The organism is Salinisphaera sp. LB1 (assembly GCF_003177035.1).
GTDB lineage: Bacteria > Pseudomonadota > Gammaproteobacteria > Nevskiales > Salinisphaeraceae > Salinisphaera.
Map to the genome: position 1 here is coordinate 2,742,661 of NZ_CP029488.1, position 22,103 is coordinate 2,764,763.

18 protein-coding genes and 3 pseudogenes are annotated in these 22,103 nt (G+C 60.9%); 16 read left to right on the top strand and 5 right to left on the bottom strand.

Translation table 11 applies throughout. The features are described from left to right. Positions 1 to 139: 139 nt before the first annotated feature. The 9 genes from SALB1_RS12360 to SALB1_RS12395 all read left to right on the top strand — a co-directional run bounded on the left by SALB1_RS12360 (position 140) and on the right by SALB1_RS12395 (position 8,592). Positions 140 to 1,627 (top strand): SulP family inorganic anion transporter, encoded by a 1,488-nt coding sequence (locus SALB1_RS12360; RefSeq protein WP_109994144.1) that lies wholly within the window; start codon positions 140 to 142, stop codon positions 1,625 to 1,627. 18 nt (positions 1,628 to 1,645) lie between these two features. Then, the gene (locus SALB1_RS12365) at positions 1,646 to 2,503 is read left to right on the top strand and encodes a universal stress protein (protein ID WP_109994145.1); all 858 of its coding nucleotides are present in this window, start codon (positions 1,646 to 1,648) and stop codon (positions 2,501 to 2,503) included. Positions 2,504 to 2,609: 106 nt separating this feature from the next. Beyond that, positions 2,610 to 2,816: a hypothetical protein gene (locus SALB1_RS12370; RefSeq protein WP_109994146.1), complete on the top strand. Its 207-nt coding sequence runs from the start codon at positions 2,610 to 2,612 to the stop codon at positions 2,814 to 2,816. Positions 2,817 to 3,038: 222 nt separating this feature from the next. After that, entirely contained in the window at positions 3,039 to 3,212 is a 174-nt protein-coding gene (locus tag SALB1_RS19935) for a TraR/DksA family transcriptional regulator (RefSeq protein ID WP_370453257.1), read from the top strand. An 811-nt stretch (positions 3,213 to 4,023) separates the two neighbouring features. After that, positions 4,024 to 4,965, top strand: coding sequence for a glycine betaine ABC transporter substrate-binding protein (locus SALB1_RS12380; protein WP_109994148.1), 942 nt, complete (start codon positions 4,024 to 4,026; stop codon positions 4,963 to 4,965). A 124-nt stretch (positions 4,966 to 5,089) separates the two neighbouring features. Continuing rightward, positions 5,090 to 5,248 carry a hypothetical protein gene (locus tag SALB1_RS19055; RefSeq protein WP_158590731.1) on the top strand — a complete coding sequence of 53 codons (159 nt, stop codon included), beginning with the start codon at positions 5,090 to 5,092 and terminating at the stop codon, positions 5,246 to 5,248. A gap of 54 nt (positions 5,249 to 5,302) precedes the next feature. Beyond that, complete coding sequence (locus tag SALB1_RS12385; RefSeq protein ID WP_109994149.1) at positions 5,303 to 6,034, top strand: SDR family NAD(P)-dependent oxidoreductase; 732 nt, start codon at positions 5,303 to 5,305, stop codon at positions 6,032 to 6,034. A 418-nt stretch (positions 6,035 to 6,452) separates the two neighbouring features. After that, on the top strand, positions 6,453 to 7,520 hold the full coding sequence (locus SALB1_RS12390) for a D-cysteine desulfhydrase family protein (RefSeq protein WP_109994150.1): 1,068 nt from the start codon (positions 6,453 to 6,455) through the stop codon (positions 7,518 to 7,520). A gap of 286 nt (positions 7,521 to 7,806) precedes the next feature. After that, complete coding sequence (locus tag SALB1_RS12395; protein ID WP_109994151.1) at positions 7,807 to 8,592, top strand: phosphatase PAP2 family protein; 786 nt, start codon at positions 7,807 to 7,809, stop codon at positions 8,590 to 8,592. 84 nt (positions 8,593 to 8,676) lie between these two features. Here the strand turns inward: SALB1_RS12395 and SALB1_RS12400 are convergent, their stop codons facing one another. Beyond that, positions 8,677 to 9,060 (bottom strand): diacylglycerol kinase family protein, encoded by a 384-nt coding sequence (locus SALB1_RS12400; protein WP_109994152.1) that lies wholly within the window; start codon positions 9,058 to 9,060, stop codon positions 8,677 to 8,679. A 347-nt stretch (positions 9,061 to 9,407) separates the two neighbouring features. Next, positions 9,408 to 10,382 (bottom strand): integron integrase, encoded by a 975-nt coding sequence (locus SALB1_RS12405; protein WP_109994153.1) that lies wholly within the window; start codon positions 10,380 to 10,382, stop codon positions 9,408 to 9,410. Between the two features lie 159 nt (positions 10,383 to 10,541). Between SALB1_RS12405 and SALB1_RS12410 the strand changes: the two genes are divergently transcribed. The 4 genes and pseudogenes from SALB1_RS12410 (at position 10,542) to SALB1_RS19940 (ending at position 15,012) form a co-directional block, all read left to right on the top strand. Continuing rightward, positions 10,542 to 11,381, top strand: a complete 840-nt coding sequence (locus SALB1_RS12410) for a hypothetical protein (RefSeq protein ID WP_145961317.1) — start codon at positions 10,542 to 10,544, stop codon at positions 11,379 to 11,381. A 791-nt stretch (positions 11,382 to 12,172) separates the two neighbouring features. Next, on the top strand, positions 12,173 to 12,607 hold the full coding sequence (locus tag SALB1_RS18790; protein ID WP_147420769.1) for a hypothetical protein: 435 nt from the start codon (positions 12,173 to 12,175) through the stop codon (positions 12,605 to 12,607). A gap of 442 nt (positions 12,608 to 13,049) precedes the next feature. Continuing rightward, positions 13,050 to 14,398, top strand: a pseudogene (gene ltrA, locus SALB1_RS12425) (group II intron reverse transcriptase/maturase). A 137-nt stretch (positions 14,399 to 14,535) separates the two neighbouring features. After that, positions 14,536 to 15,012: pseudogene (locus tag SALB1_RS19940) on the top strand (GNAT family N-acetyltransferase). A gap of 289 nt (positions 15,013 to 15,301) precedes the next feature. Here the strand turns inward: SALB1_RS19940 and SALB1_RS12435 are convergent. Then, positions 15,302 to 16,366 (bottom strand): IS5 family transposase, encoded by a 1,065-nt coding sequence (locus SALB1_RS12435; protein ID WP_109994156.1) that lies wholly within the window; start codon positions 16,364 to 16,366, stop codon positions 15,302 to 15,304. Between the two features lie 71 nt (positions 16,367 to 16,437). Between SALB1_RS12435 and SALB1_RS18795 the strand changes: the two genes are divergently transcribed. Beyond that, positions 16,438 to 17,085 carry a hypothetical protein gene (locus SALB1_RS18795; RefSeq protein ID WP_145961319.1) on the top strand — a complete coding sequence of 216 codons (648 nt, stop codon included), beginning with the start codon at positions 16,438 to 16,440 and terminating at the stop codon, positions 17,083 to 17,085. 1,221 nt (positions 17,086 to 18,306) lie between these two features. Then, the gene (locus tag SALB1_RS12440) at positions 18,307 to 19,620 is read left to right on the top strand and encodes an alginate export family protein (protein WP_145961320.1); all 1,314 of its coding nucleotides are present in this window, start codon (positions 18,307 to 18,309) and stop codon (positions 19,618 to 19,620) included. A 64-nt stretch (positions 19,621 to 19,684) separates the two neighbouring features. Here the strand turns inward: SALB1_RS12440 and SALB1_RS12445 are convergent, their stop codons facing one another. Then, complete coding sequence (locus tag SALB1_RS12445; protein WP_158590732.1) at positions 19,685 to 21,412, bottom strand: helix-turn-helix domain-containing protein; 1,728 nt, start codon at positions 21,410 to 21,412, stop codon at positions 19,685 to 19,687. Between the two features lie 204 nt (positions 21,413 to 21,616). Then, positions 21,617 to 21,937 (bottom strand): hypothetical protein, encoded by a 321-nt coding sequence (locus SALB1_RS19550; protein ID WP_255414390.1) that lies wholly within the window; start codon positions 21,935 to 21,937, stop codon positions 21,617 to 21,619. Here SALB1_RS19550 and SALB1_RS19945 point away from each other — a divergent pair. Further along, positions 21,854 to 22,084 (top strand): annotated as a pseudogene (locus SALB1_RS19945) (class I SAM-dependent methyltransferase); the annotation flags it as partial. The gene SALB1_RS19550 and the pseudogene SALB1_RS19945 sit on opposite strands and share 84 nt — an antisense overlap. Positions 22,085 to 22,103 lie beyond the last annotated feature (19 nt).

The window sequence follows — 22,103 nt, forward strand, 5'->3', positions numbered from 1 at the left end:
GTATCCGCCGCTCGCGCCCGGCAGCGCGAGAATCCCGAATCGATGATATTGCGCCGCGTCGAGTGCGGCGGGCCAGGCGAACGAAAACGAACGCCTGGCCCGCCGCACCCGACGCGGCTATTTGTGTTTGGAAAGATAAATGCTGCAACTGATCCGAGAACACTGGTTCTCTAATGTGCGTGCCGACATGTTGTCCGGCTTGGTGGTCGCGCTGGCGCTCATACCGGAAGCGCTCGCCTTTTCCATTATTGCCGGGGTCGACCCCAAGGTCGGGCTCTACGCCTCGTTTTGTATCTGTACCGTCAACGCCTTCGTCGGCGGTCGGCCGGCGATGATTTCGGCGGCGACCGGCTCCATGGCACTGGTCATGGTGACGCTGGTGGCGAAACACGGCGTCGACTATCTGTTCGCCACCACCATTCTGACCGGTATATTCCAGTTCATCGCCGGCTCGCTGCGCCTGGCCAACTACATGCGCTTTGTGTCGCGCTCGGTGGTGACCGGCTTCGTGAACGCGCTCGCGATCCTCATCTTCTGGGCACAGATCCCCGAGCTGACGAATGTCTCGTGGGTGGTGTACGCCATGGCGGCGGGCTCGCTGGCGATCATCTATCTGTTTCCGTACATACCGGTGATCGGGCGCATCTTTCCGTCGCCGCTGATCGCGATTCTGGTGATGACCGGCATCTACATGTCCGGCCACTTCGACATCCACACGGTCGGCGACATGGGCCAGCTGCCGGGCAGCCTGCCGAGCCTGATCTGGCCGGACATCCCCTGGAACTGGCATAGCTTCAGCATCATCGCGCCCTACGCGCTGACGCTGACGGTGGTGGGGCTGATGGAATCGATGATGACGGCGACCATCGTCGACGACCTCACCGACAGCGGCAGTAACAAGAATCAGGAGTGCCGCGGTCAGGGCATATCCAACATCTGCACCGGTTTCATCGGCGGCATGGCCGGCTGCGGCATGATCGGCCAGACCGTGATCAACGTGAAATCCGGTGGCCGTACCCGATTGTCTACGCTCACCGCCGGCATCGTGCTGCTGATCATGGTGGTGTTCCTGTCCGACTGGGTCGGCCAGATTCCGATGGCCGCACTCGCCGCGGTGATGATCATGGTCTCGATCGGCACCTTCTCCTGGGAGTCGATCCGCGACATGCCCAAGCACCCGCTGTCGACCAATCTGGTGATGGTGACCGTGGTCGCGGTCGTGGTGGCCACCAGTAATCTGGCGATCGGCGTGTTCGTCGGTGTGCTGCTGTCGGCGTTGTTCTTTGCCAACAAGGTGGGCCGGCTTCTGCATATCACCAGTCACCTGACCGACGACGGCGAACACCGGATCTACGAGATCACCGGTCAGGTGTTCTTCGCCTCGGCGAATTCGTTCCGGCATGCCTTTGATTACGGCGAATCCTTGTCGGCGGTGACCATCGATGTGCATCGTGCGCATTTCTGGGACATCTCGGCCGTGGAAGCGTTGGACCGGGCGGTGCTGCGCTTGCGGCGCGAAGGCATGACGGTCGACATCGTGGGCATGAACGAAGCCAGCAAGACGCTGGTCGACCAGGTCGCGGTGCACGACAAGCCCGACGCCGAAAAGCTGCTCGAGCAGCACTGATACAAGGGGGAGAACAATATGTCCGACGAGCGACCGATCGTGGCGTGCATCGATGGTTCGGGCTATGCGGCGGCGGCCTGCGATGCGGCTGTCTGGGCCGCCACGAAACTCGAGGCGCCCCTGACCTTCGTCAACGTCATCAGCCGCCGCAAGCATGCGGCCTCGACCGATTATTCCGGCCAGATCGGCCTGGGCACGCGCGAGCACCTGCTGACCGAACTGGCCGAGCTCGATGCACAACGCGCCCGCCTGGCGCGGGATCGGGGCCGCGATTTTCTCGACTCGGCCAGCCAGCGGGCGGCCGCTGCTGGCCGGCCCGAGCCGGCAACGTGCCAGCGCAACGGCGAGCTCGTGGATGCGCTGCATTACATGGGCGACGACATCCGGCTGTTGGCCATCGGCAAACGCGGCGAATCCGCCGGCGACGATGATCATCTGGGCTCCAATCTCGAACGCGTCATCCGCGGCGTGTCCTGCCCGATCCTGGTTACCAATCAGAGTTTTGCCGCGCCCGAGCGTGTACTGATCGCCTTTGACGGCAGCCGGACCGGCCAGCGCGTCATCGAGCGCGCGGTGGCCACGCCGCTGCTGGGCCAGGTCGAGGCGCATCTGGTGTATGTCGGGCAGCCCAACGACAAGAGACGCCGCCAGTTCGATGACGCGGCCGAAAAACTGCGGGCGGCCGGCGCGCAGCTGACCACCGCCATCATCGACGGCGATGTCGAGCCCGCGCTGCACGACTACCAGCGCAAGCACGATCTCGACTTGATGGTGATGGGCGCCTATGGCCACACGCGTATTCGCGAATTACTGCTCGGCAGCACCACGACCGACATGATTCGGCGGGCCGATGTGCCGTTGCTGATCGTGCGGTAACGATCGACGAACGCGCAGGTGGAGGTGGGCCGGCGGAAGTGGCCCGCCCGCCTTGTTTCGGACCCGGGCGTCTCGCCGGAACAGCGCCGCGCCCGCCGTATCCCGGATGCTCGGCGCGCTATGCGATCAATGGGCGCTCAATGCGGGTTTCGATCCCGAGCTGCTGCAGGACAAAGCCGGTGGGTGGCGCGCCTTGCATCACGATGGTTGCCGCACTGCAGCGTCCCTGTCCGAGCCGGTTCTCGGAGTGGCGATTGCATGGACGCCCGAGCCGGAAAACGCAGCCTGGGATGATTCGCTCGCCTCGGTATGATTGGTATGACGTTGACCGGCATTATTGCGGCGCGGCCCTACGCGGCAGACGACCATGAACCATCCGGAAATCGATACGGAAACGATGTCGCAGACCTTGCATGCCCTGCGTCAGCAGTACCGCGACGAAAGCAAACGATCAAAGAGCCAGCGTGCCACGGTCGAACTCGACCAGACCACCACCGGGCGGTTGTCGCGTATCGATGCGTTGCAGGCGCAGGCCATGGCGCAGGCTTCCGAACGGCGCCGGAATCTGCAGTTACAGCGGATCGAGCACGCGCTGAAGCGGCTTGAACGGGGCGAGTTCGGCGCGTGCATCGAATGCGGCGAATGGATCGCCAAGGGGCGGCTCGAACTGGACCCGACGGCGCTGAAATGCATTGAATGCGCGGAATAGGCAAGGAGCCAACCCGCGCCCTGTCTCGGATACCCAGGACAGGACACCAGCCGTGGCCGCGAGCCGTAGCGCGATCCGGTCCATGGCACCGCCAAGCCAGAACAGCCGGCTGCCGCTGGCCAGGGTGGCGATCCCGTAGAGCAGGCTCACGGTGGTGCCGCGGATGTTCGCGGCGGCTCCGAACTGCGGGCTGAACAAGCCCACGAAGAATGTCTGGCCGAAGCTCGAAACAAAGGTGGCGACGAAGCCGAAGGCAATGACGCGTAACGTACCGGCATCGGCGCTACCGGGGTGGTTGTTGTGCATTGTTTCGTCCACGATCAGGCGGCGCGCTGGCGGGTGTGGCCGGCACGCCATCAGGCGTCCATCCGGAAATCACGGGCCGCGCCGACCGCGCGGCGTGTTGTGGGGGCGGGTCGGGGCCCGGAAAGCGACGATAGCTTACAAGGCCAACCGGGCAGCGACGAGCCAGCCCGTTCAAGTCGATTCAGCGCATTGCGACCGGCGCTTTTCGCGGCGTTGCGCGACCCGTGGTAGCCTCCTATGAGCCGTCAGACGTCGTGTGTCGCCGGCGAGCGCGCCGTGCCGTTGGTCTTCATCGACGCCATGACCCAATCTGATGGTAATGGAATGCGGTGGTCACACCCGCTCCGCCCGCTTCAGGTGGCCAGCACGACGACTGATATGATTCGTCGAGCCGAGGTGTCGTTGCTGATCGTTCGCCAGGCATGCCCACCCGGGCACAGGCGTTGCATGTGGCCTCGGCGATGTTCACATCCAAAGAGGCGCTCTCTGCGCCCGGGGGAATTGAATGACGAAATCGACTCCAGCATGGCTTGCTCGCGCGGCCGCCACCGCCGGCCTGATCGTGGCCGGCACCACGCTGGCGCAGGCTGCGAGCGCGCCGACCATCAGCTTCGGCGTGCCGCCGTGGCCCGGGGTATCGGTCAAGACCGAGATCGCCGAGCAGCTGCTCACCACCCTCGGCTATCAGACCAAGACCGAGAATGTCGGGTTGCCCTTCATCTACCGCGGCCTGACCGACGGCAACACCGATGTCTTCATGGGCGCGTGGCTGCCGGCGCAGAAGGCCATGCTGGGCCCGCTGGTCAAGAAGAAGCAGGTGGTCAAACTGGGGTCGAACCTGTCGGGCGCGATCGAAGGGCTGGCGGTGCCGGATTATGTGTGGAACAAGGGCATCCACTCGATCAAGGATCTGGCCGCCCATCCGAAGATGTTCGATCACAAGATCTACGGCATCGAGGCGGGCAGCGCCATGGATCAGGCCATCTCCAAGGCCATCAAGAACAACTACCAGGGTCTCGGCGACTACAAATTGGTGCCCAGCAGCACCGCCGCCATGCTGGCTGAACTCAAGCACTCCGAGCCGAAGAAGAGCCCGATGGTGTTTCTCGGCTGGCGTCCGCACTGGATGAATATCAAGTTCCATATTCATTACCTGAAGGACAAGCACGGCAGTGCGATCGCCGGCATCAAGAGCGATGTGCTCACGCTGGTCTCGGCCAAGCTGAATAACGACAACGTCACCACGCTGCTCAAACATATCCATGTGCCGGCCAAGACCCAGAGCCGCTGGATCTACGACTACAGCTACAAAAAGGGTGACAAGTCGACAGTGGCCCATCAATGGTTGGCTTCGCATCCCAAGACGGTCGAGAAATGGCTGGCCGGCGTGAAAACCGTCGACGGCGGCTCGGCGGTCGACGCCTACCACAAGCGCTACGCCAAGTAGCGCCCGGCGCCGTGCTCCGGGCGGCATTCCGGGGCACGGCCAGAGTGCGTGAATATTCGCTGCCGGGCCGGACGGCCCGCGGCGGCGTAGTCGCGGCATCGCCTTCGCGCGCGTTCTGCGGCCGATGTTCCCGTTCCCGGGGCGCAATCTGAACCCGGGCCATCGCTGGAAGACCACGGCTACCCTGTTCACGCTGCCGATCCTGATGCTGATGATCGGGCTCACCACCGGGGTGTTCCATACCCGGCAGCTGCGGGTCATGCCGCACGGACCGCACGATTGACCGCGCGCCCGGCTTCGCGCAGCGTGGCGGTATGTTGGAACATGGAAACGAAACATGGACGATATTCACGATCGCGTCGCCCTGGTGACCGGCGCATCGCGCGGCATCGGCCGCGGCGCGGCGATCGCACTGGGCCACGCTGGTTGCCGGGTCGCGCTGGGTTATAACCGTTCGGCGGACGCGGCCCGGGCGACCGCCGCCGAGATCGAGGCCGCCGGCGGGCGTGCCATCGCCGTGCAGGCCGATATGGCCGACCACGACGCACTGAACGTCATGGTGGATACGGTCGAGTCCGAACTCGGCCCGGTCGAGATTCTGGTCAACAACGCGGGCATCAACCCGATCTATCCGCTGCACGAGATCGACGCCGGGCGCTGGAACGAAACACTGCAGATCAACCTCACCGCCTGCTTCATCCTGTCGCAGCGGGTGGTGCCCGGCATGCGGGAACGCGGCTGGGGCCGGCTGATTATGATGTCGTCGGTCGCCGCCCACATCGGCGGCGTGATCGGGCCGCATTATGCCGCCAGCAAGGCCGGCCAGCTCGGCCTGATGCGCAGCTACGCGCGCATGCTGGCCACCGAGGGCATCACCTCGAACGCGATCGCCCCGGCACTGATCGAGACCGACATGATCGCGGGCAACGACAACATCACGCCGGACCTGATCCCGGTCAAGCGCTTCGGCCGGGTCGACGAAATCTCGGACATGGTCGTGCATCTCGCGCGAAACGCCTACATGAACGGCCAGACCGTGAATATCGATGGCGGCCTGTATATGAGCTGATAAAGCACGACGCGGTAGCCGCGGACGAACGAACGCAGCATTAGCCCGGCGCGGCCGGGCGTGATTGAAGTGATCGGCTGTCGGTGGAAGCGGACTGTGGCCTTGCCTCGCGCGCTACGCCGACCGACGCCACAAGCCGTTGTGTCTTGCTGGATGTCGTCTTGCCCCTGGTTTGCGCATCGTTAACGCCTGTCGCGTTGAGCGACCGGGACCAACGCCCACTCATGCACAGAATCTGTGGATAAGCCCGTGGGTAGATCGTGCCGGCCCTCGTGGCGTCGGCGCGCGCGAAGAGTGATCGAATAATCGCCAGGCTGTTTCGCAATCGGGCGGTGGCCGGGGTGGGGTGCCCGATAAGTCGCATAATCGGGTAAAAATAAGGCCGACCGGTCGCTCGCCATCACCCGAAGAGTCAGACATGCCCGTTCATCGCCTGCCCACGTTCGGTCATCCACACCAGCCGCTGCTCGACGGGGTCACGCCGATCCAGCGGCTCGCACGTTTGGAAGACAGCCTCGGGCGTGCCGGCCGTGGCATCGAAATCCACGTCAAACGCGACGACCACATGAGCCTGGGCGGCGGTGGCAACAAGCTGCGCAAGCTCGAATTTCTGTTGGGCCGGGCGCGGGCCGAGGGCGTCGACACGGTGATTACCGTCGGCGGGCTGCAATCCAACCATGCCCGGTTGACCGCCGCCGCCTGTGCCCGGCTCGGCCTGGCTTGCGAACTCGTGCTCACCCGCGTGGTGCCGCGCGCCGATCCCGACTACGAGACTAGCGGCAACATCCTGCTCAACCGCCTGTTCGATGCCCGGATCCAGATCCACGCCGGCGATGTGGACGCCCTCGAGGAAGCCTGGACGCGCGCCGAGGCGCTGGAGGCGCGCGGGCGCTGCGTTCTGGTGGTCCCCACCGGCGGTTCCACGGCGTTGGGTTGCCTGGGCTATGCTCGCTGCGCCTACGAGATCGCGACCCAGGAAGAAAAGTTCGGTATCACGTTCGATACGCTAGTCACCGCCAACGGCAGCGGCGGCACCCACGCCGGTCTGGCCGCCGGTATGGTGGCTCTTCGCCGGGATCCGAGCCGGGTACTGTCTTATGCCGTGCTCGCCGAGGAATCGGACGCGCGTCTGCATACGACCGAGTTGATCGCGCAGACACTCGACGCCATGGGCGTGGTCGGCGACCGCGGCGTCTTTTGCCCTTTGGTTGATGGCCGCCATCGGGGACCGGGTTACGGCATGCCGACCCCAGCCATGATCGATGCCGTGGCGCGCGTGGCCCGTCTGGAAGGCCTGCTTCTCGATCCGGTGTATTCCGGAAAAGCCATGGCCGGACTGCTGGCCGATATTACCGCCGGTCGATTCGAGCCAGGACAACGCGTACTGTTTCTGGCCACCGGCGGCGCGCCCGGGCTTTATGCGTATCGATCGGTGTTCAGCCCCGGCGAATGGGGGGATGCGCAGGCACCACCTGCGAGCCCGTAAACAACCCACAGAATCTGTGGACAAGGCCGTGGGCAGTTTGCGCGAAAGACCGTGACAGCAAGGCATTGAAGACGCTGGTCAAAAAATGTTCAAGCGATGGGTGCGCCGCGCGTGCCGGGCCTAGTATCGCTTGCCACGGCGGGGCGGGCGCTGACCGCGATGTGCGGCCACCGTGCGCGCCGACCGGTTGGGCGGGGCTCAATCGGGGCGCCCTGAACGAAGCCTTTACGAACGGCATGCTAGAAGACCCGCGGGACGTGTTTTGTCATTCTTGGGGTAGCTGGGTATGCGGCGAATCGTGGTGCTGGTTTTCGTGATGGGGTTGGCGGGGTGCTCGACAGCACCGAACGGCCCGGCCTGGGGCTCGCAGGCCACGCTGACGCCCGGCTGGTCGCGCGTCGGCCACGCGGCGGCGGACGCGGCGCGTTCACCGGTCACCTGGGCCCCGTTGGCGGCGGCCGGTCTGCTGCAGATCGGCCACGCCGACCGTCATATCTCCCATTGGGCCTCCGACCATACGCCGATCTTCGGCTCGCGAAACGGTGCCCAGAATGCGAGCAATGCCCTGTTGGGCGCCTCCGTCGTGCTGTACGGCGTGACCGCATTGGCAACGCCGAGTTACCAGGAAAACTGGTATCCGAACAAGGCCAAGGGGCTTGCCGTGGGCGCCGGGGCTGCGCTGGCAACCGAAGGCGTGGTTGCAGGCCTCAAGAAAGGGGTAGGCCGGGAGCGCCCGGATAATTCAGGCCACGACAGCTTCCCGTCGGGCCATGCGGCGCTGACTTCCGTATCCGCCACCATGACCATGCAGAACATCGACCGGCTGCCGATTTCCAACACCAGCCAGTTCGCGCTCAAGAGCCTTGCGGTTGGCCTGAGCGTCACCACCGACTACGCGCGCGTGGCCGGTCGAAAACATTATCCGTCGGATGTTCTGGTGGGCGCGGCCATCGGCCACTTCGTGGGCGTATTCGCCGACGAAGCGTTCCTGGGCCTCTCGCCCGATCGCTTCGTGCCGACCGTCAGTATGTCGCGCCATGGCGGCACGGTGGGCTTCGAAGGCCGCTTCTAGCCGGCAACGAGCGGCCTCATCGTGAGAGGCCGCCTGCCGTGCTCGCGCCGATGATGGGGTGGGGCGGTTGTTCGCCGCCGGGGGCTACAGCCAGCGCGCCAGATACGGCAGGAAAACGATCAGGCCGATCGCCACCGAGCCCAGCGCGCTCAGCAAGACCGCGCCCGCGGCCACGTCCTTGGCTTTCTTGACCACCGGATGAAAATCCGGCGAGGCGACATCGCATAGCAGCTCGAACGCGGTATTCAACGCCTCCGCCACCCAGACCGTGGTGATCGCCAGAATCAGCACACACCACTCGATGGGGGTCACGCCCACGATCAGGCCGAGGCACACGACGACCGCCGTGGCCGCGGCGTGAACCCAGGCGTTGTGCTGGCTGACGAGCAGCTCGCCAATACCGGCGATGGCATATCGCATGCTGCGAATACGCCCGATGAAGGTAAACGGGGCTGTGCTGTCGTTCATGGGCGAGCGCCTGCGCTGGATACCGTGGGCCGACGCGCCGAGCTCGCATATCGCACAACCCGGGCCGGCCCTCGGTTGTTTACGCAGGCGGGCACCAAATTGCAACCGGGCGCCGCGCCGCAGCCGGTTCATCGCGGCCCAATGGCGCCTCCTGGCTTGTCGCCGCGTCGTGGCTTCACCGGGGCCACGCGTGCGCGCGAACCGACAAGCAGCCACAACGTACCGGCCCGCGAACCATGCACAGAATCTGTGGATAACGCCGTGGGCAAGTCGGCCATCGGCCCGGCCGGCATGGGCTCGGCGCGGTTGGTTAAAAATTGATCGGCCATAGCCGGAAGCAGGGCAGTTCAGCTATCGAGCGGGCTGACCACGCCGCGCCCGCCCAGCTTCAGCACATGCGTATAAATCATCGTGGTCTGCACGCTTTTGTGGCCGAGCAGCTCCTGAACCGTCCGGATATCGTTGCCGCGCTCCAACAGGTGCGTGGCAAACGAGTGCCGTAGCGTATGGCAACTGGCCTTCTTGTGGATGCCCGCGCGCCTCACGGCGCCCTTCACCGCATGTTGCAAACCCTTCTCACTGAGATGATGGCGGCGTGTCTTGCCCGACCGCGGATCCGTCGACAACCGCGACGAAGGGAAAACGTATTGCCAGCCGAGTTCCGTCTGCGCGTTGGGATACTTCTCCGCCAATGCCGTGGGTAGATAAACCGAGCCGTAACCGGCCGCGAGATCGGCCCGATGCTGCGTCGCCACGCGATTGATTTGCGCTGTCAACGCGTCAGTGACCGAGGCGGGCAGCGGTGTGACCCGGTCCTTCGCCCCCTTGGCATCACGAACCACGATCTGCCGGTACTCGAAGTCGACATCCTTCACCCGCAACCGAACTGCTTCCATCAGCCGCAACCCCGACCCGTAAAGCAAAGACGCCATCAACCGATAAGTACCGTCCAGTTGCGCAAGCAGGCGCGCGACCTCCGGCGCGCTCAACACCTCCGGTATGCGCGCCGGGCGCTTGACGCGCACCACATCATCCATCCACGGTAACTTGATGCCCAGCACCTCCTTGTACAGAAACAGCACCGCATTCAGTGCCTGATTCTGCGTCGATGCCGCGACGTGGCGGTCCACCGCGAGATGCGTCAGAAAAGCCTCCACCTCCGGCTTGCCCATATCCTTGGGATGTCGCTTGCCGTGAAACAGGATAAAGCGACGAATCCAGGCAAGATACGTCTTCTCCGTCCGAATGCTGTAATGCTTGAGCCGCACCCGCTCGCCCACTTGATCGAGCAGCTTCGGCGGCCGATTGGGCGATTTAGGCATTTTTAATAACTGGTTAGCGGTCTATCGTTGTTGCAAGCCTCATAACACACGGCCTGCATGGCCTCTGGTTATTACTATACGAAAACGCGATGAAGTGCTATACCTACTTTCGGCCGTATACTTGGCGTTATACCGCAATAGCAACATTCAGGGATGGTTTTGAACTACGAAAATAGAGTAGTTGCGTTTATCGATATTCTTGGTTTTAAAAGCCTGATATCTAATACCGAGGATAAAACTGGAAACGACATCTCTGAGAAAATAGATGCCCTGGTAGAAGCGTTCGCTTCCATTCGCGAGATTTGGGATCTCGACGAAAATAGTAAAGAATTTCTCGATCTCGATCTCGATTTCGATAAAAATAAAAAGGTAACGATATTTTCGGACTCGATAGGCGTTTCCTTCCGAACCGAAAAAGAAAGCGGGGTCTTCTATACGCTTTTAGAAATTAAACTATTGATAATGAGACTGGTAGCGCGAGGAATTATCTGTAGAGGGGCTGTAGCGCTTGGAAAATTCATTCATACCGATGAGTACCTCTTCGGGCCGGCGCTAAATGAGGCCTATCTTCTTGAGTCGCGTGCAGCGTTATATCCACGTATTATTCTTGACAGAAACGTGGTAAAACTCGGAGCAAGAAGCCACGCCCCGCATCATGATTCGGCGCACGAGCAATACGCGATTGAAGCTCTTCTTGAGCAAGATAGCGATGGAATGTATTACATCGACTATTTTTTTAAAGCGCAAGGCGAACTTGACGATCCGCAGTACGATTTTCCGCAATATATCGACAAGCTGGGAAATATAATTCGCAAAGGCATGATGGCTTCTTCTCATCCTAGTAAAGCTGATTTGCGGATAAAATTCTATTGGATGAGAGAGCGGTATAACCGTATGGTGAATTTGGTATCGCGGTCAGAAAACGTCTCTGCCTTGAAGGATCAAGGTGAATATGAGTTGGCTGAATTTTACGGCGCACTTAGGCCCATCGGCGAATAGTTAGGCATAACAATTCGCTGCAGTTGATCGCCAACCCGTGGCGACAACTGAGCTTCGGCGTTAGCTCTACAGGACGTAAATTTGGCTTTTAAAGACGTAGTAGATTCACTATCCGCGACTGCCTCAACGATAGCCATCGTTAGTGTCCTCTACGCGTGGTATAGAAGCGCTAAAAAGCCGTTAAAAATTCCGCGCATCGTAGTTCATCGAAATCGAATTCAGAAAAACTCTAAAATCATTGTCTTAGTTAAAAACTCGGCGGACTATCCGGTCGTTATCAGACGTTGCGACGGTTATTCTCAACGAACTCACCAAGTAACGAAGAAGCCGGGCGAAGGCGCGAGATATTCCGAGCACTACTCAAGCAAAAATGCCGTATTTCATACAACGCCAGAACTAGAAGTAAGCGCACGCGGATATGCCAGACTAAACGTTAAAATGAACGACGAATATCTATCGGTCCCAAGCCCGATGAAGTTGCTTCTAGAAACCTCGCACGGCCACCACGAATTAACATGCAAAAAGGTGTCTGAAGTCGAAATGGAGAAGGTCAACACGTATACGCTCGTGTTCGATTACGAGAGTAAATCTCGTTTCCGCGCAAAGATCGTATATCTTAAGGAGCTAGTAAAAAAGCTAACTGGTCGCTGCAGTTGACCGCCCAAAGCGCCGCCGCGCTTCGGCCGGCAACTGAGCTTGGGCGTTAGATATAGATGAGGGAAGATATGAGAGGCGACATACTTCGAAAATTATTTGAGATATATCGACATCACCGCCCGTCGCTACAGACTTTGATTGAACCCGACCGAAACTGGTTGCTTGAATTACTGAAGCCGCTTCCGCCTCCAGATCCGGAAAAAACTCTCGATAGAGAGAGTGAAATATTTCAATCGATTTCTCAAGAAATGACGGCTATAACTCAATCCGAAGGCGCTGAGCTAGGAACTAACGATTGGGCGCTGATAACCCTGTCACTCCAATATCATAATAGACGCCTCGAGAGTATTCTCTCGGGATTCAATGCATTCGCTGGTTTGCTAGCTTTCTTAGCCGCGCTCGCAGTAATATTTGCCAAGCACTTCGGACCTCAAAACTGGGGGTTTTTGGTAATTTTTGGATTTTTTATTTTTTGGATTTATGGGAAACGAAGCAAGTTAATCTTTAAAATTAGAGAAAATTATGACATGCAGGCGCTAATTGAATACGTAAAAAGCAAAACAATCTAACGAGGCGCTGCAGTTGACCGCCCAAAGCGCTGGTGCGCTTTGGGTTCCCGTACGCCCGGCATGGGCACGATCTTGGAGGTGAAAGTCCTCTCATAAGTAGGCCATAACGAATGAAGCGAAGCGCAACTGCGTGAGGGCGACCGAGCGTGGGGAGGAAGCGTGGAGCGAAGCCGTGAGCCGATGAACAAGAATCGGATATCAAGGCGCTGTCAGGCAGGGCGAGCAGGCGGGACACTGCGAAGCTCTTATGGCCAAGGCGTGGCAGCGTAAATCCGGCGGCTGTGCGGTGACGGATCGTGTTCTTATCCGGGGAGATCTCGCCTTATGCCTGAAAGGGCAACGGAGTGTTTCCGGAGCGAGAAGTCAGCCGAGGCCGTAGTAGCCGGTGACGGTGAAGGGCCAAACGAGAAGAGGTGTTAAAGGACCGGTCGATGCGAGACGTATGGCATCAGATGCTTGCCCAAGCAAGGCGGACGGACGTGGCAGCGGTGAAGCCGTGAACACGCCGGTCAGCGATGAAACGACCCGCCCGCGATCGGAAGCCCGAGACACCAAGCAAGACCTGCTAGAGCGGGTGCTTGCACGAGACAACTTGCAACGCGCCGGAAACGAGTTAAAGCCAACCGCGGTGCGGCGGGTGTCGACGGGCTGGATATAGCCCGGACGGGCGCCCACCTCAAGACCGCTTGGCCGACGATTCGCGACCAGCTGCGTGACGGGCGCTACCGGCCCCAGCCGGTTCGCCGGATCACCCTCCCGAAAGCCAATGGCGGCCAGCGTAAGCTCGGCATTCCCACGGTGACGGATCGGCTGATCCAGCAAGCCCTGTTGCAGGTCGTGCAACCGTTAATCGACCCCTGCTTTTCAGAGCACAGTCACGGCTTTCGGCCGGGCCGCAGTGCCCACGACGCCGTGCGTAATGCGCAGCGTCATGTGCAAGCGGGCCACGAGATCGTTGTGGACCTGGATCTGGAAAGCTTCTTTGACCACGTCAGCCACGACATCGTGATCGCCAAGCTAAGTCGATATATCACGGACCCGCGTATTTTGCGTTTGGTTCGTGCGTATCTCGACGCCGGCATCATGGTGGACGGCCTGGTGATACGGCAACATGCCGGGACGCCGCAAGGCGGTCCGCTGTCGCCGTTGCTTGCCAACGTGATGCTCGACGAAGTCGACCAAGCGCTGGAACGCAGTGGCCATCGCTTCGAACGTTATGCCGACGACAGCAACATCTATGTTCGCAGTCGGCAGGCTGGACGACGCGTGCTGGCCCGCCTGCGTCAGATTTACGGTCGACTCAAGTTACGCATCAACGAAGCCAAGACCACGATCCGGAGCGCCTTCGACGCCTCGTTTCTGGGTTATGCGTTATGGCGAGCCCCGAATGGCGAGGTCAAAGTGGCGGTCGCGGCCAAGGCAATCAAGGCCTACAAACGACGTGTCAAACAACTGACGCCTCGTCATACCGGCCGCAGCCTGCTCGACATCATCGCCAAGCTCCGTCCCTACGTGCGCGGCTGGAAAGCCTATTTTCGGCTGGCGCAAACGCCCCGGGTCTGGAAACAACTGGACCAATGGCTGCGCCACCGACTCCGTGCGATCCAGCTCAAGCACTGGGGTAGCGGCGCCACGATCTATCGAGCGGCCCGTGCACTCGGCGCCCGACCTGCGACGGCCCAACAGGCCGGCCGCAGCGCTGGGCACTGGTGGCGGGGCAGTGCCATAGCACTGAATAGTCTGCTCACGATTGCGTGGTTCGACAGCCAGGGCGCACCCCGGTTGTGCTAGTTTCAAATTCTCGAACCGCCGTGTGCGGAACCGCTTGCTCGGTGGTGTGGGAGGGGCGCAGCCCGTTGGCTGCCCCCTATCCCGATTCCGCGGCCTTCGACCGCTCCGGCGGCAACTGAGCTCGGGCGTTAGGCCTTATGACATTATCTGTACGTATCCGCAGTTTCCGAGATGGCGAAGAGCAAGCGCTTTTCGAGATATTTCACTCAGCGATTCATCTAATCGCCAGCAACGACTACGCCCAGAATCAGATTGACGCTTGGGCTCCGCCGACTCTGGATCGAAGTCTATGGGCAAGACACATGCGCAACATAAATCCCTTTGTTGCAGAGTTAGACGGTAGGCCTGTCGGTTATGCTGACGTATAACCTTCCGGCTACATCGATCACTTTTTTGTTTCCGGGCATCATGCCCGACAAGGAATAGGTGCGAATTTGATGGGGACACTCCACGACGAGGCAAAACGACTCCGGCTTGGGGAGCTGACCTCGTATGTAAGCCTCACCGCGCAGCCATTCTTCGCGAAATCAGGATTTTCCGTAGTGAAGAGTCGGATGGTCGAGATTCGAGGTGTACACCTTCCAAATGCACTCATGCGTAAAGCAGTGCAATGAACCGAGAGCCTAACAAGGCGCTGCGGTTGACCGCCCAAAGCGCTGCCGCGCTTCGGCCGGCAACTGAGCGTCGGCGTTGGGCCTCGATGGATCGCTACCCGCAGAAATGGATAATCAAAAAATAAAACCGGAAAGTATTACTAAGGCGCTGCTGAAATAGAAGCCAAATTATGTCCCGAGACTCGTCTGCCGTAGGTTCGGATTCGGACCTTGGTCATTTTCTGTCCAATTTTCGGGCTTGCAGGGTGCAAATCCCGGCTTTCAGACGCAGTTCGGCTACGAAACGCGCTCATGCGGCCTCCAATGCGGCCATCCGCATCAGGTTGTAACTGGCAAACACCAGCTTGGCCTGAGCGGCGACCCGATCCAGTCCACGCCGCATCGTCTGCTTCAGCGGTCGGGCGTATTTGCCCCAGCCGAATGGCGTCTCGACGCGGTGACGGGCATTGATCGACTTCGCGTAGCCAACGTGGCGTGTCGTACGGGCGTCGATCGCTGATCGTCGTCCCTTGTTGTTCCGGGCCACGTGCGGCGTCACGCGGGCCTTGCGCGCGCCCTCCACGAAGCGTTGCTGGTCGTAGTTCTTGTCGGCGCCCACCGTCAGTCGGCGGCGGCCGGGTCTTCGATCCAGCATCGCCAGCGCCGCATCGACTTCGGCGGTGCCGCTGGCGTGCGTGGTCTCGGCGTCAACGACCAGCGCGTGGCGATTGTCGGTCAGCACGTGGCCGATATAACACAGCCGGCTGGGTTGGCCCTTGGCTTTCTTGTACAGCCGGGCGTCGGGGTCGGTCTTGCATTCATGCGTGTCAGAACGCCTCACCTCGCCCTTGAAGTCGGGCGGCCCGTTCGGCGGCTCGTCGTCCTCGTCTTTGCGCCGATAGCTGCCCATCGACGCCCAGGCGTCGATCAACGTGCCGTCTACACAGAAATGCTGTTCGGACAACAGCCGGCGCTGGCGGGCTTGATCGACCACCGCGTCCAATAACCGACCGGTCACCGCGCCATCGATGAACCGCTGACGGTTCTTGGTGAACGTGGTGGCGTCCCAGACCGCATCATCCAGCGACAGCCCGACGAACCAGCGAAAGAGCATGTTGTAGCGGAGCTGCTCTACAAGCTGGCGCTCGGAGCGGATCGAGTACAGGATCTGAAGTAATAAGGCCCGGATCAGGCGTTCCGGGGCGATACCCGGGCGGCCCGTATGCGAGTAGCTGACCGTCAACGTCCCGTCCATCGACTCCAGTGCCCCATCGACCAGCGATCGAATCCGGCGCAACGGATGATCCGCGGGCACAAAATCGGTCGTCTGTGAATACGAAAACAGCGACGGTTGTTCGGTGTCCGGGCTTCGCATCGGTTCGGCTCCTATTCACTCTCCACTATTGTCCCGAGATTTGTCGGGTTTTTCAGCAGCGCCCTAAGCCGATGCAATTGCTCGGGGCATGGCTCGCTGGGCTTCTAGCTATAGACGGGTCGTTTTTATTTGCAGCTGTGCGTATGGGCGACCAATCTTGGGCAGGAGTAGCGTTGGTGATCGCCGCTATATTAAACGTGCCATTATTCCTAGCGGCAGTGTTTCTGTTGCAAACTCGATTTCGGCCCGAGTTGCAAGAAGATTCATACTATTCTTCTTATTTAAGTAGCAAAACGAACGAGCCAGTCAAGGTTAGCAAGACCGATACACGATATCTGGAATTGAGACAGCAGATTTCTGAACTCGAAGAAAAAATAATATCCCAAGGGGGTTCAGTTCAAACAGTCAGTGCGTCTGCAAATTCGTCTGTTGAAAATATTTACGTCGGTATAAATAAACACTTAGAAAACAGAAAAGATATAAAGCAGAAATTGCGAGATTGCAATATTATAAAGATATCTATATTTGGGCCTGATGAGCCGCCAGAAGGTCTAAATATATCAATATCAGAACATTTGTCTGCTGAGCAATCTCGGTTTCTCATCGGTGTGGCTCGTGACCTCGGATTTGAGACATACAATTTTTTCGACAACCGTGCTGAAGAGACTGAAGAAGATATCCTATTTGGATCATATGGCCCGGCTGGATTCGAGTTATGACCCTGGCGCCCAACAGAACGCTGCAGCTGACCGACCGAAGCTCTGCTGCGCTTCGGTCGGTCAATTGAGCTTCGGCGTTAGACCGAAGGAAAAACAATGCCAAAACGAAACCTCGATCCTGCGCTTCTCCCAGAGGCTCGCATGGACAGAATGCGAGAGGAAATGCGAAATTCACACTTGGGAGGACAGCGCTTGGGCGGCAGTCTGTATCGTACTCAAGTGCTAGAACCTAACAAAGCGCTGCAGTTGACCGCCCAAAGCGCTGCCACGCTTCGGGTTCCCTCCGCAGCCTTCGGCTGCTCCGGCGGCAACTGAGCTTTGGCGTTAGGCCTCATTGTTGTAATATCCGCATCGTGTGGGGGTCCTTCAGGTTGGGGCGTCGGCCGATTAAGGGTAAACAGGGACAGACCACGGTTAATTAATCGGGTCGGTCGCCGGGGGCAGGTCTTGCCCCGTGCCCGCAATAGCAAGACCGGGCCCAATCGCCTGAGTCGATCACGCAGCTCGACGGCGATTCGATCGTGTGCTGGTGCCGCGAATTCAACCATTCGACGACGTTCCTCTTGTCGCAAAACGGTACTTTGCCCGTGCCATTTGCGTTGACTACGCAAATGGCACGAGAGGTCGCGCTTGGCCGATTCAAGGCCTTGTGCATGGAATGGATCCGGGCGGTGGCGTTAAAACGCCATCCGGTAGCCGCATTGACATTGTCTTTGTCCGCGTGTCGCGGCCCACGGCGCAGCGTGATACGTTTCGTAGAAGTTGATGTAAAGAACGCGCCGGCAGCGTGGACATTTCAAGTGGCCCGTTCCGCTACGAAATAGGGGGCGATGCCCAGGTTGTGTGCGATGTGATTTGGTGAGTCTCATGGGGCACCCGTGCTGTTGCTGAATCCAAATCCAACGTAGGGCGCAAATGTTGTAAAAATATTGGTGTTAGCCCGACGGGCGTTGGCTGATGGGCGCGCTTCCCATGCGGGCTCGCGGCTCGGGAGCGGTGGGGCAGAACTGGATATCAGGCGGTCATAAGCGCCAGACGATAATAAGTGACGCGCTCGAGGGTATTTCATGCGAGATCCCCATGCCCTTGGGTGATGACCGTGAAGGGGGCGCACGCACTCCGGGGGAGCGATAGCCCATGCATCGTTCAGGATCTGTCATCGGGCGCGGGCCCCGGATGGTCACCCGCCGGGACTGCTCTCAGCCACGTTTTGCACAGACGGTGTGGGTTGCTGTCGCTCGCGGTCTGGTCTGGGCCGCGGCCGTATTGGTCTGCACGCCCGGGATTGCCGCTGCGCACACGCTTTACCAGAGCAAGCGCGGGCGGAAGCTCGATTTCATACTCGATGCGGGTGTGGGGCTGTTTTCCAGTCAGTATGATTACTCCGGCCAGCGCCGCGGCTGTGTGGCCTGGAGCCTCAGCGCCGCCATAGTGGGGCTGTCCGGCGAGCTGCCTGTGGCGGGCGGTTCGACGGTCTATGGCGCGGTCAGCGGCTTGGGCACGGTCGTCAACGGAGATGGCGATGCCGCCGGTTTTTCACACGGTGGCGATCGCAGTGCGCGCATCGATCAGGCTTATGTCGGCTGGCGTTCCGGGACGCTCTTGGGCGTGAAAAATGCGATCGATGTGTCGGTCGGCAAGCAAGGCGTCACTTTGGGCCGGGGCTGGCTGGTCGACAGCGGCGCGCTGGCTGTTGGCACCGGGCGAACGTTCGATGAGACGGCGATTGCGCGCTTCCGCCTGGGCGCTGGCTTCACCGCCAAGGCGTTCTATCTCGGTTCGGACAAGGCCATGACCGGCAAAACGCACCTGGCCGGGGCCGATCTGGCCTATGCGGATGGTGCCGGCGACGCCCTGGGGGCGACTTATCTCCGGGTCACGGATGTCGACTCGACGGCATTTCATGGTCTTTGGGTCGCGCGGGCCGGTTTGAACACGTTCAGCGTGCGTGGCCGCAGCCGCTTGGGCCTGGACCATGCATTGTTCTCGTTCGCGGGGACGCTCCAGCGCGGTCGTCCGACCGTCCGGGGCCGGCCACGCCGCGTGAAGGCCTGGGCGTGGTACGCACAGGCGGCCTATCGTTTTTCTGGCTGGCTGTGGACGCCGAAGCTGGTCTATCGCTTCAGTTCGTTTTCCGGTGACAACCCGGATACGCGGACGCTCGAAGGCTACGATCCGCTGTTCTACGGCTTTTACCGACAATACGGCACCTGGAATCAGGGGGATGTGGCCGGGGTCTACACCGGGCCCTTCAATCGCAACGCCGACATACAGCACGTCGGGTTGTACGTGCATCCGCCCGGCCTGCGGCGCGCGGGGGTGATGTTTTTCCACTACCGAATCCGTCAGACGCCCGCGGGCGTCAGCGACGACTTCGCCCGGGAATGGGATTTCTTTGTCGACTGGTGGCCGAAGCCCAATCTGTTGATATCGCCGTCCTTCGTCATCTTCGATCCCGGCGCCGGCGCGACGGCGCTAATTGGCGCGCGCCAGACCAATCATTTTTTCCAGCTCATCGCCGTCTGGCAGTTTTGAACCGGCGCGAGCCGGGCTCGACCCACCTTGTGGTGCATACGCCGGGTTGAAGACGGCCTCTGGGTTACCCGGTTTGCGATCGCAACTCGGGCGGCATGTCGGCGCGGATCTCGTCGGGTACGCAATCTTCTCCGACCCGCGCCATAAGCACGGCCAGCGGCCAGCGCATCAAATTGCGGCGATGATTCTGTCGGATGAAATGCCGCACGGACAGATAGTGAAAGTACAGAAGCCGTCCACGGATTTCGTCCATATCCAGCACCTGGAGCATGCATTCCAGCGTTGCGTCCAGATCGACGGCATCGGTGGCGGCGAAAAACAGACCGAGATGGGCCCGACTGCTGGGTACGCTCTGGTACATATCGGTTGCGACAAGCGCCGACGCGTCGTGGTCGCCGATGGCGGTTAGGGCCTGGCACTGGAGTATCTGCACATAGAGGCGAAAGTCCGTGGCCAGCGGTGTGAGTTCCAGCGCCTGGTCGTAGAGGGCCAGCGCCTCGTCGGTGCGCGCTTCCCAGGCGTACATCTGGCCCACGGTGGTAAACCCCGTCGCGAACGCGGTGGTTTGCTGCAACGCATCCTGCGCCAGTTCCAGGGCCAGCGGCCGGTGGGCCTTGTTGACGAAATACAACAGCTTGGCCGCGTTCAGGACGAACACGGGGTTGTCCTGAAGATTGGGCAGGGCGGCCAGCACCCGTTCTTCGATTTCGGCTTCGTCCGCATGCCGCTTGTGCCGCTCGGGGCTCGCGAATATGTCGCGGCCGGCGTAGATATACTTGGAATGCAGCGTGGTGGCGAGCAGCAACTGGTTGACGGGGTCGTGCGGCTTGTCCCGCAGGGCGGCGCGATATTCGCGTTCGGCCGCCCGGTTGGCGGCCATCGATCGCCGGCGCTGGGCGAGGGCCAGCGTGGCCGCGGCCTGGTGGTCATTCGGGTTTTCGCGCAGGCGCGCTTCGAGCTGTTCCGCGGTCTTATCCCATTGCGGGCGGCTTTGGGCGAACAGCAGCGCGGCTTGCTGCAGGCCGATGGCCAGCGGTTGCTCATCCGGCGCGGTCGCGGCGTTTTCGTTGTATGTCAGGCTGCGTCGGATATCGCCGATGATCTGCCGGGCCAGGTTTGCCGCGATCTGGCTAAAGGGCGGGGCTTTCGGGTCGGGCGCGCTGATGCGGAGCCGTGTGACACTCAGGATGATCCGGGCGGCGAAAGGTTTGAGCGTCACCGCGCAATCCAGGCATTGATCGGCGCTTTTGACGAAACTGACCTGCACGGCGAATCGCGGGGGCTCGCCCTCGAAGCCTTCGGGCGCGGGGCAGTCCAGATCGAGCGCGACCGTGTGCCTCTGGGCCGTATCGCGATCGAGCTCCCGCGTGAGCATGCGAAGAAACGCCCAACCGGTCTCGGCCAGGTGCCCACTGAAGTGCAAACCCCGAACCGGGCCGACGACGATAAGTGCGCCGGCGGACGGACGCCGCGTCTGCACGTGCTGCGCAACCCATAGATAGCCCTCACCGTATTGGGTTGCGATATAGCGCGGCTCGGTGGCCGAATCCCGCAACTTGCGCCGCAGACTATTGATGATGTAATCGACCTTGCGATCGGAAATCTCGGGATCGTCGCCGACGATGGCATCGAACAAGCGCTCGCGCCGTAAAACCGTATTGGCGTGGTGCACGAACACGCCAAGCAACGCCCGTTCGGCCCCGGTGAACTTGATGGCATCGCCTGTCGTTACATGGACCGCGGTAGCGAAATCCGGCGAAAAACGCCAATCCCCATATTGAGCCGGGTCCAACATCGTTCAGCCCCACGCACACCAAGCTCGAGCCCCACACTTGGCGCAGGCCCGTAACGGCGCCTCGCTCACTCGTTCTTGCCGGCGCCCTTCGATAATCAAGCTAACCGATAAGCTGTGCTTTTCGCAAAGCGCCCGCGGGCCGTTCCGGCATCGGTCTCGGGTGTGAAACCGGCGTGCGCTAAAATGCGCGCGGCACGGCCGTTATCGGTACGGGCACTCGCCGACCTGCGCGGGCGCCCCGGCCATGCCGAAGATCACTCGAATCGAGATCTGCCCATGGCAAAACAGGAGCGCGCACCGCTCGCGGCCATCCAGAACGCGTCGCCCGAGGCGCTGCAGTCGTATTACGACGACTGGGCGCAGGCCTACGACGCGGATCTCGCCGCGATGGGGTATCGAGCGCCCCAGATCGCGGCCCGCATCCTGGGCGAGTACCCGGTGGCTCGTGCCGCACCGGTACTGGACGCGGGCTGCGGTACTGGCCTCACCGGGCAGGCGCTCGCTGGGGAAGGGTTCGAACACCTCGTCGGGCTTGACCTGTCAGCGGCTTCGTTGGCGCGGGCCAAAGCCAAGCGCTGTTATCGCCGGCTTGTCCAGTGCAACATCAACCGGTCGCTGCCGCTCGCCGACCGGCAGTTCGCCGCCGCCCAGTGCATCGGTACCTTGACTTACGTCCGCGACGTTTCGC

What these genes read in the sequence shown, in the direction of transcription:
- SALB1_RS12390 (WP_109994150.1), top strand. Translation starts at nt 6,453, where the DNA reads ATGCCCGTTCATCGCCTGCCCACGTTCGGTCATCCACACCAGCCGCTG.
- SALB1_RS18795 (WP_145961319.1), top strand. Translation starts at nt 16,438, where the DNA reads ATGCAATTGCTCGGGGCATGGCTCGCTGGGCTTCTAGCTATAGACGGG.
- SALB1_RS12380 (WP_109994148.1), top strand. Translation starts at nt 4,024, where the DNA reads ATGACGAAATCGACTCCAGCATGGCTTGCTCGCGCGGCCGCCACCGCC.
- SALB1_RS12405 (WP_109994153.1), bottom strand. Translation starts at nt 10,382, where the DNA reads ATGCCTAAATCGCCCAATCGGCCGCCGAAGCTGCTCGATCAAGTGGGC.
- SALB1_RS12360 (WP_109994144.1), top strand. Translation starts at nt 140, where the DNA reads ATGCTGCAACTGATCCGAGAACACTGGTTCTCTAATGTGCGTGCCGAC.
- SALB1_RS12395 (WP_109994151.1), top strand. Translation starts at nt 7,807, where the DNA reads ATGCGGCGAATCGTGGTGCTGGTTTTCGTGATGGGGTTGGCGGGGTGC.
- SALB1_RS12400 (WP_109994152.1), bottom strand. Translation starts at nt 9,060, where the DNA reads ATGAACGACAGCACAGCCCCGTTTACCTTCATCGGGCGTATTCGCAGC.
- SALB1_RS12365 (WP_109994145.1), top strand. Translation starts at nt 1,646, where the DNA reads ATGTCCGACGAGCGACCGATCGTGGCGTGCATCGATGGTTCGGGCTAT.
- SALB1_RS19935 (WP_370453257.1), top strand. Translation starts at nt 3,039, where the DNA reads ATGGCGCAGGCTTCCGAACGGCGCCGGAATCTGCAGTTACAGCGGATC.
- SALB1_RS12385 (WP_109994149.1), top strand. Translation starts at nt 5,303, where the DNA reads ATGGACGATATTCACGATCGCGTCGCCCTGGTGACCGGCGCATCGCGC.
- SALB1_RS12435 (WP_109994156.1), bottom strand. Translation starts at nt 16,366, where the DNA reads ATGCGAAGCCCGGACACCGAACAACCGTCGCTGTTTTCGTATTCACAG.
- SALB1_RS12370 (WP_109994146.1), top strand. Translation starts at nt 2,610, where the DNA reads ATGCTCGGCGCGCTATGCGATCAATGGGCGCTCAATGCGGGTTTCGAT.
- SALB1_RS19055 (WP_158590731.1), top strand. Translation starts at nt 5,090, where the DNA reads ATGTTCCCGTTCCCGGGGCGCAATCTGAACCCGGGCCATCGCTGGAAG.